Below are 14,709 nucleotides of genomic sequence, written 5' to 3' on the forward strand. Positions count from 1 at the left end.
CTTAAATTAACTTTGATAGTATTACCGTAAAAGTAATAAAGACTGTAGCCCCAATCACCGTATACTGGATATTTCTGAATTGCTTCTCCTGTCGTTCTATCTGTTTTTCCTGAATCTCAAGCAAATTACGTTCCTGTAAAGCCAGGGCTTCTTTTAACAGATCTTGTTTCTGTTCCAGGTGCTCGAACTGTGCTTGCAGATCCTTGAAATTTTTCTCAAAATCTAATTCACTGATCTCATCCTTGGCCGCCAACAGATCTGTTTTTAAGTCTCTAAAACTGCGCAGTACGTCCTCAACACTTTTTTTCTGATCAGAGGCCCATCCCTCACTTTCCCTTTTAAATTTACCAGCCGACATTTCCAAAGAAGCTTTAAACGACTTCAACGACTTCTCAATATTAATCTGTACGCCGCCCTTTTCTTCATCGTAAAACTCCTTGATGGCTTCAACATTTTTCAATAGCGCAGCTACGGTAGTTACCAATTTATCGGTCTTCATCGTAACGGTCTCTACCTGTGACCTGGCTGAAGAAAGGTTTTTTAAATTCTCCTCCAGTTCTATTAAAGATTGGCTAAGTGTTGTATTATGCATATGCCTCGGTGTATTTTTCTGTTATTCGTTTGGTTTCTTCCAGGTGAACCAGGAAGTGAATTTCTTCTTTTAATTCGCTAAATCGAGTCGACTCTATATAATTTGCCAGCGTATCGGTAAAGGTGTCAAATAACTCCCAAAAGGCTTTGGGAGACTCCGATCTTTTCTTACTTTCCAGCATCCCTTCCCTTAATTTTATATAGAGTTGTTCTTCGAGATTTTTATTGTTCTTGGTTCCCATATATGCCAGACAAAAGACCTCCAGCAATGCGAGAGCGGGGTTACTGTCTGTTAGAGACCTGCTAATTAAACGCACCGCACCATAGAGGTGTTTTACATTATCTAATGGAGTTCCTGTACCTACAATTTCATCCTCAATTACCCGCAGATATTTAAACAAAACTTCAGGGGCACTAAATTTACCCTCATCGGTATCCACCACCAGGGAAAAGGGTTCTCCGTTATCGGCTATATAATCGTTTTTAGCATACTTCGAGTTGAAGTAGTAATAGATAAAATCTTTTAATTTTTCATTGGCTTCGATCCAGCTTCCTTCATGACTAATCCCTTCAATGCAGAAGTTTCGCATATCGTCCAGGGCCCGCTTTCGCTTTTCAGAGATCTTATCGTAAACAAATTCGGTGAGGTAGGCCAGACATCGATAGATCTCAGATTTAATTTCATCGGACTCCTCTGCTTTTAAGGAAATGCTTTTTACTTTTTCGATCTCCAGATCGGCTCGGTCGGCCGTGTAATACCTAAGCAGGAAGTTGCGAAGTCCTTTAAAGTAACCACCGGCAGATTTTCTTCGGGCAATTATACGAAACTGGTTTTTAACGTAATCCTGGGTAAAGTCTTCTATCAACTCTATACAGCACATCCTATAGATGGCCTTAGACAGATCGGCATAGTTCTCTTCTGTATAAGGCACAAAGACCATAACCTCTTCATCGGCCTCCGCTTCAGACAGACTCTCCAAAAACCCCTTTTTAAAAACTAACTGCTTGTTATCAACCACCTGGACTTCCGATAAATTCAACAACTGATGCATATAGGTTTTCTCCACCACATCTCCCTTAAAGGCGCCATTAAAGAAATACATCATAGCCTGATAGTCCGGATTGAGGTATTGGAAATGCTTTCGGGTAATGTTCAATTTTTGCTCCCGGATATCGTGAAGTAGTTCCGACTCCTGTTTCCAGCCTTTGGTTTCGGGCTTTACCTTTTTTAGATCACACCCTTTAAATCCACTACAATTTGCATTACACTTGCCAAAGCCGAACATCTTATTATCTGTCGCGCAGTATAACTTGGCAATATCATTGGCCGGAGTGGCTCTTAAGATATACTCTTCGGGTATATTCAGGTTATAATGAGTAAGAATAGTCTCCAGGTCTTCGCTTCTAAACCATTTATTTTTTAACATGGCTAAAGGAAAGTCTGTTAAAGGGCAATCTCTTCTAATACTTGCCAGGTTATAATCGGATAAGAGAATGGTTGAAAGTGCCATTTTCCGATCTCGACCCGATCGTCCGGCCTCCTGTACAAAGGCTTCTAATGAACCGGAATAGTTCATGTTTACGGTATAGCGTACATTAGGCTTATCGATCCCCATCCCGAAAGCCTTGGTGGCCACCATAAGCGGACTCCGGTTTTCTCTAAAAGCCTCTAAACTTTCAATTGCACTTTGATCATCATCCTGACCCGAAAACGATCTCACATCCTCAACGCCATTTGACCTCAGAACTGACGTGTTTCGTTCTACCGAAACCCCTGTTTTCCTCACATGCGGACAAAAGACAATTCCCGCCTGTTCGTATTGAGATTTTCCTGTATAATAATCTTCGGGCATCTCCGTAACCAGGTCAAATTCGGCCCCAATGTCATTCTGCTGTCGATCTACAAATTCCTTTTTTATATAGGCTACATTTTCAGGCTCATTAAGCTCGTTAAGGTATTCAGGGGTTTGTTTGTAATACGACCCTAAATAAGCGGCCTTAGTATCGTAAGCCGACCAATGATTGGTAATGTTCACCGCCATTGGCAAACCAGGGGCAAGCGCACCGCCTTTATCAAAAAATCCATCAGGTTCAAAGGATATAGGTACCCGCTCTACCTTATACTGCAATTCCAGTCTGTTTGTATTTTCGTATCGCACAATGGTATCTGCATCCAGGGAAAAAGCCCCGTTACCGGAAAGCTCCCGTTCTACATCGGCGAGCACATCGAACGAGGCAGTAGCCGTAAGTCCGAAAAGTGAGATCTCTCCTTCTTTTGCGCGAACGTAATTGTATAAATTTCGTCCCAGATGCAAATAGCTAAACCTAAAATCGTGTCCCCATTCTGATACACAGTGCACCTCATCAATAACCCCATAGGAGAAATACACATTGTAGTCGTGCATATTTCTTAATCGTTCCCGGAAAGAAGCAATGGAAAGCCGTTCCGGAGAAAGGAAAACAATGAGTAATTGAGAGCCTTCCAGTTTGGCCTCGTTCGTTTTCTTTTCTTCTGCAGAAAGAGAAGAATTAATATAGGCCACACAATCAATACCGTTAGCGATCAACCCATCATGCTGATCTTTCATCAAGGACTTTAACGGATCAATAACCATTGTAATTCCGGGCTGTAACATGGTCGCCAACTGATAGGTTAACGATTTACCGGCCCCTGTAGGTAATAGTCCAATAACGGCTTCATTCTTAAGCGCTCTATCAAGTATAGGCACTTGTCCCGGTCTGAACGCCTCTTTTCTGAACAGCAATTGCAGGAAGTAATTGAGGTGCTCCAGATTTTCTTCAAGCTCCTGATAATTGCCCTGGGCATCTTTGGATACCAGATCCTTATAAGTAATCAAGGAAGAGGTATACATAAGGCGATCAGCACGTACCTGATTGATCGTTCTGACCTTAAAATAGCAGTTGTTAAGACATCGATACTTACTGAAATTCTCTACGGTTTCAGACATTTTAGTCACCATCGATAAACTCACCACCATATCGAACTCCCGGGTTCTTTCAGCAGGAGGGAGTGCTGTAAGCACCTCCTCAGATTCATGAAGGGGAGAATCTTTAAACCGATCGTTACTGATCACCGTTAACGTAATTTCAGGAAGTTTGAACAACTCATACTCCCTTGAAAAGTCAGTCAGATGGTGGAACATTTGTTGAAAATCGGTAACGGCAAGACGTGCAAAGGGAACGTCCTTTTCTTCCACCAAAATATGCCATTTCTCCTTCTCCATATCCAAATGCCCTGTGATCAAGGCCTCGATCATCACCTTTTGGAAGCGGGCAATTGCAATAGGAGTGAGCACCGTTTGCAGGGCAAGCTTATCGGCCGCTGAAAGAGTAGAAGCATCCAATTCTTCGGTAGCTAAAAGCTGCAGCATTACTTCCTTTTGGGAAGTATCTTTGGCTTCAAAATCGATAGACCCCAAATAAGATGATCTTTTAGTCATTCCAAAAGCTCGTTCAAAGGCCTCCTCTATAAACACACTGGATCGGGTGGGCAGGCCACGGGTAATGATGTTATTGAGTACCGCAAGCACCGGATGTACATCATCGTAGATACTACCTCCAAGGTCAAAGGGCGCGGCGACTTCAAAATGAGTAAGATGTCCCTTTAAATCAAGCTTTAGTTTTCGCCTTGATTGCCTAACCATATCCAGCTCATGAGCCGCCAAAAACTGAACCGGCGGATAGTATTCGATAGGGATAAGGTGGCCTTTTTCGTTGTATTCTAACTTATATATTTTCCCTTTATAAGTCCAAACTGTCCCATGTCTTGTGTAATGGAAAAAGGAATTTTGATCCTCATATAGTTTTTTGATCAGGGTGTCATCGAAATAATCAAAAAAGTGATCGAGTCTATGATTATTAGGCTCTAAAGGCCCAACACATACCAAAAAATGATCGGAAAAAACCGTGCTATCTACCAGTTTGGATAGCTTTTTCAAATCAATTTGCGCAACATCCAGGATATTGGAGAAAATATGAATTACCGGTAAGCCACTATCACTTTTTAGTTGAGCCGGATCAATATTTTCGAAGAAAGAATTAATGCACACCACTTCAGCATCTTTTAAACCATAGGCCTCCACGTGTAATTGCCCCCGGTCTAATGCCATTTTTGAGGGTTCTATAAGAGTCACCCTTTTTACGAGATCTCTGCGCTCTTCCCCTAAATAATCCAACAAATTAATCGTGCCCATGGCCTGCCCACAACCCCAATCAATAACATCAAATGGCTGAGATAACAAATCTGCGGGTAATTGCCGGTAGGCTTCCAGCAATTTGGCCTGATGCATCCGGCCGTAAGATTTAAGGTACTGACATAACTTTTCATGAGAATCCAACAAAGCCAGGCCCCTTTCCAACTGATCATAAAGCTGATTGCGATAGTTCTCGGGCAATCCGTCCAATTCTGAATTAGCTACTTTTCGTATACCTTCAAAAGACGGTGGATTAAGTTTTAATAACTGATTTTGGTAGTTGGTCATAGATTAATCCTTAATCACTCTAAAAGTTAGGTTGATACGTTCACGGGTTACCCGTTTGGACTTAGGAATCTGGTGTTGCCAGAAATGTTGAAGGGCTCCTTTCATAATTAAAAGGCTTCCGTGTTTCAGAGGGATATCGATGCGCTCTTTGGTATGCATATGCCGAAGCTGGAATACCCTTTCGGCACCGAAGTTTACCGAGGCAATTACAGGGTTCCTGCCTAGTTCTTTTTCAGCATCGGTATGCCAGGATATAGAGTCGCTCCCGTCCCGATAGCGATTGAGTAAGACACTATTAAACACCTCATATGATAAGGCTTCAATCTCATTTTTAATTTCCAGCAATTCGGGTGTCCAGGAATGCGGATTAAGGGTAATGCCCGAAAAAGAATAGGGTTTATCGCTATCGCCATACCAAGCCGTCAAACGGGGAAACTTGACCTCCCGCCCATACATCATCATGGCTTCCTGTTTCCAGGCAATCTCCCCCATCAATTTTTTAAAATAGTGATCGGCCTTTGCCCCATTATAGAAATCCGGGATGTAGATGTATTCTCCATCCTGGATTTTTATAGTCGCGGTGGGGTCTTTAGGTTCTTCAAACAGGTTAAGCTGATCCATAAAATTTTAAAGTTGTTCGGTTTAGATGTAATTAGGTTAGACTACTTATCATTTCTACAAGTTCCGGCACTTTACTCATAAGTAACTTTTGGGTCATCTTTCTTAAAAATTCTACTCCCTCATCCGTCCCTTTATCCTTTGCTTTCTTGAATAAAGCTGCCATCCCTTCTTCAAAAACAGTCGGCGACAATTCCTTTTTATTTTTTAGAGCTTTCTTTATCAGGCTTTGTTCGTGCGCCTCATAAATTATGGTCTTCATTAACCTGGAATAATCATCTCCGGATATTTTCACAACTTCCGCGTTAAAAGAGCCATCGAAAAAACTACCCCCCTCTTTTAATGCCGCTTTAACAGTATCAAGCAAAACAGGGTCTTCAATTTGCATATACAACCATTTCCCTTCAAGCTTTAATATTGGGTCCTGAAAGTATTCCTTCATCCGATTTCTTAAATAGGCGTCATCGGTCAAATCTTCCTCCCCAAACCGAAGCACTGCCTCATACTTCAGGTTCTTGATTTTCCCGGGAGTGGTCTTCAACATCCTTGCAATCTCATAATTCGTTTTGTTTTCAAAAACCTTTTGCTGTTGAAGCAAATAAAAAATAAGAACATCCAACTCCCGTTTGGGCATATTTCCAAACCCTCGGGATAGGTACTCCTTTAAAAACTGATCTGAAAATTGTTCTTTTTGGGTTTTGTTTTTTAGCATAAACTTATCGTATCGTACTGGTATCTATCCAGTCAAACTTTTTGACCTTGGCTTTGGTTTTTTTATCGTTGAGTCCGCTAACTTCTTTGATGGCCTGGGCGAATTTGTTGTAGTTTACCAACACGCCATCATCCAGGTCGATGGCGATACGCTCAGTAGCCAGGGGATAGAGGATCTCCCGTTCATATTCCTGGAGTTCGCGGAGCACCTCCCGGATCTTATCCATTTCTTTGGTGGCTTTGGTTTGCTCGGAGGAAGAGCCGGTGGTGGCAATATGCTCCAAGTGATCCATACGTCCTTTTAGTTTTTCCCGGTATTCCTTGAGATAGCCGTTCAGGATATTGTTAAGGGTATCCGGGGTGTAGCGGTGCATATAGATAAGTACGTTAAACGATCCCTTGGGGGAGGAGAACATCCAGTAGATCGGACGCTTTTTATAGCGTTTAATATGGTCTTTATAAAAATCTTTGACGAAGTATTTGCGAATGTCTTTCCCCAAAGATTCTTCTACAAAAGCCAGGTTCTTTTCAAAGTTTTCCTCTCCAAAGCTGGCTTTAAGGAAGGCATAGAAACGACCCACAATATCGTCTTCAAACCACTCATCGTCGAGTACGGGGATAATGTTGTCGTCATCAGGCACAAACTGCAACTCAGCCTCCCCTTTCCCGACCTTTTTCAGGTAGTCTTCCAGGGTTTCTCCCTGATTAGCCAGGATGAGTCCTTCTTTGTCTAAAGAGTAGCGTCCAAACATACAGCCTACGGCATAGCTCACAAACTGGGCAAAGACCTCATCGGCATGGAAAACTAGCTCGCCATTTTCTATGCTGGTTTCTTCTTTAAGGATGGTGATTTCTTCAGGTGTTACTTTTGGAAAAATCTGATTGCTTAAATTATATATACGTATGAACTCATTATTGATTAGCTCTTCAAGTTTAAGCAGTTCAAAAAATAAGTTTCTCCATTTAGTTTTATATCTGTCAAGAACATCCCCAATATCATTACAATTTCTTACGACCAGAGAATTTCTGTCGAAATCCCAAAACAACTCCCTTTTTCTCCATTCATTCCTTGAAATTTCTACGCACCCTTTAATTGCATCTTCTAGTTCGACACTTATTTGTTTTAGAAAGGGTATCTTATCAATATCAGAAGTTTTAATATTCAAAGTAGGGGCCAATAATTCTAAAATATTAATTGAAACCCTAGAGTTCAATAATCCTAAAGCAAAGTATTTGTAATTTTCATTAATATACAAGCATGGGCTTGCATCTCCAGGTATTATACCTGGCTCATGTAATCTAAACGAAGGATTTCCCGATGATATTTTTGACCATACAATTCCACCCGTAAAATATAAATGTTCACTAGGAACAATAGGATTATGTCCATTTTTTATTTTGAAGCCATTATTCTCCCAATCAACAATAGATTCCAAATTACCATACCACTTTCTAGTTGAACCCCCACTATCAAAACGAAACCACTTTTTACGGCTTTGTACTGAATCTAATCTTGAATTCGATTCTAATTCTATCTTATCCAAAGTGACTTCATACCATTTACGAACAACTTTAGGGGTGTTCCCTGGTTGCAAGCCTCTTTTACTATTTCCATAATCACCGATCTTCTCTGATTCAAAAGAATGAATAAAATTCCCATCCAACCAATACCCAATCGGACTTCCCGGAATTTTCTGAAAGTCGGTTTGGGAGGCGGTATAGAACCAGCCGCAATCCATGTTTTGAATGGCTTCCAGGGTTTTGGTTCGCTTTAACTCCGTATTTCCATAATCCACCAAACGTATATACTTCCCTTCTTTATTGGGTTCTTCATTAACAAACGTGAAAGCTGCATTTTGAACTACTTCTCCTCCGATTTCCGGGAAGGTGCGCGTGCCCAGGTGAAGCATGGTATCAAAATGTGTATTTTCTACCAATTTGCCCCTCAGTTTTTCATAACTGCTCAAGAACATCCAGCTATGCTGATTGATCATTCCCAACAATCCTTTTGGCAACAACATCCTTAGTCCGGATTCCATAAAACAGGCCATCAGATCGGCCTTACTATCCGGATAATTCGTTTTAACGAAATCTGAAAGTGGTTTGTTCATATTTCCCCCGCCCATATAGGGCGGATTGGCCACCAGACAGGTGTACTTTTTACTAAGCAGGATTAATTGCTCCAGAGCCGCTATTATTTGATCCATGTCATACGCCATAAAGGCATCTGCTGTTTTACGAGCTTCCAGTACTTTTTCATATACTCGTTCTACTTCCTGAGGTTTCGACTTGGGTATAATCAGTGACCCCAGGTTGGTAGCCTGTTGCATGAGTTTGAGATCATGTATGAGAGCCTGGGATATGGTGATGTCGGAAGCTTTAAAAGATTCTTTTATTGCCTCCTCTTCCAAAGCAAGATCCTGATAACATAAAATATTTGGTTTCACCGCTTTTTTAAGCAGGCGGCGGTAAAATTCCCGGGCTTTCATCATCAGCGCAAATCCAGCTAACTGAGCGGCACGTTCATCAATCTCATACCCGAATAGGTTTTTTTCAATGATGAGTTGTGGAATCTCGCTAGGGTTGTACCCCTGTTCTTCATAGATCTTAGTTAACAGCTCAAAACCATACACCAGAATGTGTCCGCTACCACAGGCTGGATCGAGCAAAGTGATCTCCTCCGGGGAATTTATTTTTAGATAATCTCCATCATCTGAAGGTGACTCCAGATAATAGGGCATATGCTCTTTTATATTGGAATTGGGATTGTTTTGCAACCACAGTTTCCCGACCGTGTTTTGCACCATATACTCTACAATCCAACGGGGCGTAAACAGCTGGGTGGCAGCAGGTATATCTTCCTTACGCACCTTGCTTTTAGAAGCAAAAACCTCATCTTTGCGTTCAGAGATGTAAAACTGATACAACCAGCCCAAAACCTCTACTTCCTGGCAATCCTCTGTGGTCATCCCATCGCGTATATCCTGAATCACAGAAAACTCCGAGATCAGATCGTCCGGCAACAGGAGTTCGGTATAATCATTAATGCGTTCAAAAAGGAAGGGAAACACCTGATGCAGCTGATTACAGGCGGCGATGAGTAGTAACCGAAAGGCTTCGTTCTGAGGATCTGCTCCGGGGACTTTTCCGTCCAGCAGGTTGTATAAACGGTCTTTATCTACCTCAAGCTCCTCCGGCACATGGCCCTGCTTGGCTTCGTCCAGCAATTCGGGGAGGGTATAGCCCTCTTTCGGACTGATCACACTTACCCCTATGGGTTGGTAGGCATTGGCATCCATAAACCGGAGGGCTACCAGTCGGTTAAACCATGTATAGGCCACCTTATCGGCTACGGCTTGCTTTCCCTGAGCAGCAATGGCTTCCTTAAGTTGGCGCAAGGCCTCGGCCCGCTCCCGTAGTTCGGCACTATCGGTTTGCAGTACCCGCTCAAGTTTGGCGGTGACCTGTTGCAATAATTTTTTACGGGTTTCCTGGGCGAAGCGTTTGAGTTGGTTGGTGTTCATATGAATTATAGAGAGATTCTTCGTTTATCCTGAATATGTTTTTTAAGGGTTGCTCTAAGGGCTTCCACGTAAGCATCGACATCTTCTTCGGTACGTAATTCGGTTTTGGTAAATTTCACCGGAATATTCTTTTTGTCGATATAGTGTACTTCGGGTTCGGCTACTTTGGCCGTCTCCTTTTGGGGACTCTCCCCTCCGGATACCGGGACGGGCTCTGGTTTAGGCCGGGCAAAAACCATCAGGGCATTACGCTGGCTGGTAAGCATCTTACCACTCACATCGCTGGCCAGGGTACGCAGGTTGGCAATATACCTTTGTGCAGCTACCTTTTGCCGTTCCTGTTCAAAAGGTTTGAGCACCTTTTCCTGATATTCGTCATCCAGTTTGTCAAATTCTTCCATCTGGCGAATGGCCTCTATGGCCTGATCGATGGCCTGGTTGGCATTCTCCTTAGCCTCTTCAATCTTTTCGAGCACCTTCTTACTTAGGGCTTCCTGAGCTTCTTTTGCCTCCCTTAGTTTATTATCGACATAGGGCTTTGGGTCGTCCAGCAAATCTTTCAGGCTCTTCAACTCTTCTCCTTCCACATAGTCGAAGTTGGAAGTATCGGCCCTTAGCACTTTTTTCACCTCATCGTAAATCCTGAGTTGACTTCCATTCATAAATCGCATTACAGGCCCCAGTACATCTTCTTTGGCATCCAGAAGAGCGTCCTCAAATTCGGACTGATTTTGTAAAAACCAGGTATACTCCTTACCCGACCATCTCCCTAACTGTTCAGAAAATGGTTGTAACTCCTTTAAAAAAGGATATTCAGACTTGCGATACAAAAGTTTATCAACCTCTTTACCCATGTCCTTGAGTTTCTCTCTAAAGGCCAGGGCCACTTCTTTGGCCTCGTTTACCGGGCAGGATTCATCAAAAGCCTCGGCGTAAATGTCCCTGAGGCTTTTTACCAGGCGCGGGTCGATATCTACCTGAGGCTCCAACAAGGTATTATTGTGATGAGCACTATTGATGATAGCATTAAGAACCTCCTCATCTTCCAGGAGGTTTCCGTCTTTTTTGACCTCGATCTTACCGCGCTTGTACAGCTTAGCCGCCACGGTCCATATGGCATTGGGATACCACCCATAGGGTTTCTTCGAGAAATAATCTTTAAGGTCGGACAGCGTGGTGCGGTCGGATTGCATCTTCCTTCTTTTGATCTGGTTCAGCACCTCATTCTCGGCCTCTGTCATGGTTTGGTCGTCGGCACCAAAGAGGTCATCCTGCCGGCTGCGAAGGGTTTGCTTGATGGTATCTTCCGAATATTTTTCGGTACCCAGCATGCGCAGGTTGGTATATACCATTTTCACCAATTGCTGAAAGGCATTAATCACATAGGTTTTGGCATCGCTGCTTTTACTCACCTCCTGTTTGCCCCCATTCATGTAGACCGTAGCTTCTTTGAGTAAACGGCTGGCATCATTGAGCAGGTTGCGTTTGCGTGTGGCATTGAGCTGGCCCTTTTCTCCGAGGATGCGTTTGCGCTCCGGAGTATTTGAAGCGGTGCTGGATTGTTTGAGGTATTTTTCGGTTTGCAGATAGAGTTTAAGGTCTTTGGAAAAGGCAAAATCGGACGGTAAAACCATCTTCATTCCGGAAGTCCCCATGGTGTGGGAAGCCAATACCGTAGGATTGCCATGATCGGCAGCATTTCCGGTAACGATCTCTATTTCCAGTTCCTTTTCGCGGCCCATGACCACCCCATCGATCTTGTTGGTAAAATCGTAGTCCTGTTTGTTCTCCTGAAAGCGGATCTTATTGTCTCTGATGATCTCGTCAAAGAAGAGCTGTCGCAACAGTTGATTGGTGGCCTGGTCGTCGATATCAACTCCCTTGATCTCCTCTTCCACATCCTTTTCGTCGTCGGTAAGGAACTCGAACACCTCGCCGTTACGCTGAATGTAGCTCTGTCTTTCGAGAATTTCCAGGGCTTTTTCAATACGGTCGCCATGCTGTTTCAGATCGGCGTCCATATGATCGAGTAACAGGGTAGCAATATTGCGTTTGGTGGGTTTAAAGTTGCTGTAATACTTTACCATAAACAGGGTTTTAAGCACCCTGATGGCCATGGCATCATCCAGGTTCCTCTCGGCCAGGATGATGGCACTTTGGATCTCACTCTTTAATTCGTTGCGGATGCCTTCGAACATCTGATCGAAACTCACCAGGGTTTTCACTCCTTGTTCTTCGATATGCTGTATAACCTGTTGGAATACCCCCAACATGGAACGCTCTCCGGTAGACATCTGCTTTCCCTGGAAGGCGTTGTGGGTAGACAGTGCCTTGCGGCACTGCTGAAAAAGATCGAACTGATACGGGAGAAACGGATATTTATTACCAAAATCCTGGTCGCTTTTAAACCCTTTAAACTGCACGCCTATATCTGAAAAAGAGATGAGCGTTTCCAGGTGTGATTTCTCCTTTTTATAGAGATCGGTAAGGTTGCCTTGTACCTCACTTGTCTTTTTAAGCAAGCGCTTTTCGATTACCTCATCGACATTGGCCGAAGTGAGGGGCACCTTGATCTTAAAACGCGCCTGAATTCGGGAGAAGTCGTTTTGCTGTTGCTTGTTCATATCGCCCACAATGGTCTCCATGTCTTCCTGAGAGGTTACCAGGATCCATGAGCCCCCCTGGGTCTTGGTTGCCAGGGATTCGGCTATGGTTTGCAGGTTGAGCATGAGCTTGGTGTTGTCGCTGATGTACTGCCCCACCTCATCGACAAAAAAGTTCAGGCGGCACCCTTTGGGCTTGGTATCTATATATTCCTTTACCTTGAGGCTGAAATCTTCAATAGACTGTTTTTGCTTGTCTTCCAGCTCATCGAGGATATCCTCGTATTTTTCAGCCTGGGTGTTGTTGATCTCTGCCAGGGCTTCGGCCAGGTCGTCGGTCACCAAAGGGTCGAAGTAATCTCTTCGGGCTTCTTCCCAGGACTTGCCGTGAATAGCGGCGAACTTTTCTTTAAAAGGCTGGAATTTCTCCTGTTTATCCAGCCACATTTCAAATTCGGCAACATGAGGTTGGAAGCCGTAATACCCCAGATGGTCGTAAAACACCTTGTAAAAAACGGCCAGGATGGCATTCTCGTCGGTCTTGCTTTTGATCTGCGACTGTTGGTCGATGTTGAACAGGATGGATTCTGATGGAATGCGCACCGCATTTTGCACATCACCGCGCAGCAGGGCATCGTTTTCAATTTTACCGGCAAAAACCTCACCACTGTGCTGGCCGTCGAAGGCTTTGTTCTCTAACACATAAGAAAGGATCTTAAGCAGGTGCGATTTACCACTTCCGAAAAATCCGGATATCCACACCCCATTGGCGCCAGAGTAGTCGTTATACGCCTGGAAAAAATTCCGGGTCTTTTTAGCGATCTCATCAGTAATCACGTATTCAGCGACCTCGGTAGCTACATGGTCGCGATCGTCTGCCTTAATAACCGTTTCAATATTCCGGTTGATGTCCTTTTCAAAAAAATCCTTGATCTGCATGGGTGGTTAGGCTTTAATGTTTTCTATGTTAAATGCTCTGTAATAGTTGTCGTCTTTCAGTTTCCCGAACAAGTTCAGGGAGTGGCCGTTGTATTCACCGGGAAAGAAGGTCACGGTGGGCGCCTCCTTTGCAATATTCTGCAGGTTATTCAAAATGGTGTGCGAACGTATAAAGGGAAATACCTGTCCGATACCGGTTAGGAAATACACCTTAGCTTCGCCGTGCTCGGCAATCTTCGCCTGAATGGCTGGCATAAGCACCTCGTGGATGTTCAGGGACGATTGCAGGGCCCTGAGAAATTTATCCTTACCCTTTTTCCGTTCTACCCGAAACAGGCGGTCTATCAGGCTGCGTTCTTCCAACAGCTCACAAGAGAGGCTGTATAGGTTAATCTCCAGCACGGGGATGCCCTGGGTTTCCAGCTTGTTTTTAAGATAGCCAACGTTCCGGGAAATATCCAGTTCCTGCCGTGCATCGTAGGCTGCAATAAAGAAGGGGATCTCTCCGCCAAGGCTTTCCATTTTCAGGAAGCTGTCACGGGAGATGATCTCAAAGAGGTGGTTAAATTTATCGTTCAGGTTTTCCATGGATTATTGGTATTCCTTGATTTCAGCATCACTTAGTAATAAGACCTTGAGCCAAGAGGGGTGATCGGCTGCGATCTGGGCCCGAAGTTCCGGCCCTAAAAACTGAGGCGCTATATTTTTATCATTACGGTTGTCTATAAGCCCAGACTCAGCCATCATGTTAAAGGTGACCTGCCGGATCTTCTGGCGGGTGGAATCGGCCAGGGATTCAATTTCCGGATGCAATTCTGCTTTGGTTCTGAGAAAAGTGATGAACTCTCCCTCGGTGAGTACGGTATCATAAACAAAGGTCTTTTCGCGCACCACCTCGATCATAAAATCACGGATAAAATGATGGGCCTTACACACGGCATAAAAGGCCATGGCGTTTTGCTCATCCAGGCCCGTATTCAGGAAATACTCCATTTGTTCCGGACTTAATTGCTGCGCTCTTTTGGTTAGTTCAAGGGCCATACGCTTTCCGGTGGTAGATTTACCACCCCCTAAGGCCGATGCCAATTGATCTTGTTTCCCTGCTGTGATCATTTCAATGGTTGTCCTAAATTCTTTCGTTCGCAGCGATGCCGCGGTAAATCCAAAACTGTACGGTTTTTCTTCTATCATAATGCCATCTACTTTCCTTGCAGAACACAA

8 protein-coding genes are annotated in these 14,709 nt (G+C 43.7%); all 8 read right to left on the reverse strand.

The genetic code is table 11. From position 1 onward, the window contains the following. Nucleotide 1: 1 nt before the first annotated feature. The 8 genes from IS446_RS01085 to IS446_RS01120 are packed head-to-tail and all read right to left on the reverse strand — an operon-like array spanning nt 2 to nt 14,679. Nucleotides 2-592 (reverse strand): hypothetical protein, encoded by a 591-nt coding sequence (locus IS446_RS01085; protein WP_203057426.1) that lies wholly within the window; start codon nt 590-592, stop codon nt 2-4. Then, the gene (locus tag IS446_RS01090; RefSeq protein ID WP_203057428.1) at nt 585-5,093 is read right to left on the reverse strand and encodes a DEAD/DEAH box helicase; all 4,509 of its coding nucleotides are present in this window, start codon (nt 5,091-5,093) and stop codon (nt 585-587) included. Before IS446_RS01090 ends, IS446_RS01085 begins: the two co-directional genes overlap by 8 nt. Before the next feature lie 3 nt (nt 5,094-5,096). Beyond that, complete coding sequence (locus tag IS446_RS01095) at nt 5,097-5,714, reverse strand: alpha-ketoglutarate-dependent dioxygenase AlkB family protein (RefSeq protein WP_203057430.1); 618 nt, start codon at nt 5,712-5,714, stop codon at nt 5,097-5,099. A 31-nt stretch (nt 5,715-5,745) separates the two neighbouring features. Further along, complete coding sequence (locus IS446_RS01100) at nt 5,746-6,423, reverse strand: hypothetical protein (RefSeq protein WP_203057432.1); 678 nt, start codon at nt 6,421-6,423, stop codon at nt 5,746-5,748. Between the two features lie 4 nt (nt 6,424-6,427). Further along, nucleotides 6,428-9,946, reverse strand: coding sequence for a BREX-1 system adenine-specific DNA-methyltransferase PglX (gene pglX, locus IS446_RS01105; RefSeq protein WP_203057442.1), 3,519 nt, complete (start codon nt 9,944-9,946; stop codon nt 6,428-6,430). Nucleotides 9,947-9,951: 5 nt separating this feature from the next. Next, a complete protein-coding gene (gene brxC / locus IS446_RS01110) occupies nt 9,952-13,488 on the reverse strand; it encodes a BREX system P-loop protein BrxC (protein ID WP_203057453.1) in 3,537 nt (1,178 codons plus the stop codon). A gap of 6 nt (nt 13,489-13,494) precedes the next feature. Continuing rightward, nucleotides 13,495-14,076 (reverse strand): DUF1788 domain-containing protein, encoded by a 582-nt coding sequence (locus IS446_RS01115; RefSeq protein ID WP_203057455.1) that lies wholly within the window; start codon nt 14,074-14,076, stop codon nt 13,495-13,497. A gap of 3 nt (nt 14,077-14,079) precedes the next feature. Then, on the reverse strand, nt 14,080-14,679 hold the full coding sequence (locus tag IS446_RS01120) for a DUF1819 family protein (protein WP_203057457.1): 600 nt from the start codon (nt 14,677-14,679) through the stop codon (nt 14,080-14,082). Between the last annotated feature and the right edge of the window lie 30 nt (nt 14,680-14,709).

It is taken from the genome of Robertkochia sediminum, assembly GCF_016786255.1.
Classification (GTDB): Bacteria; Bacteroidota; Bacteroidia; order Flavobacteriales; family Flavobacteriaceae; genus Robertkochia; species Robertkochia sediminum.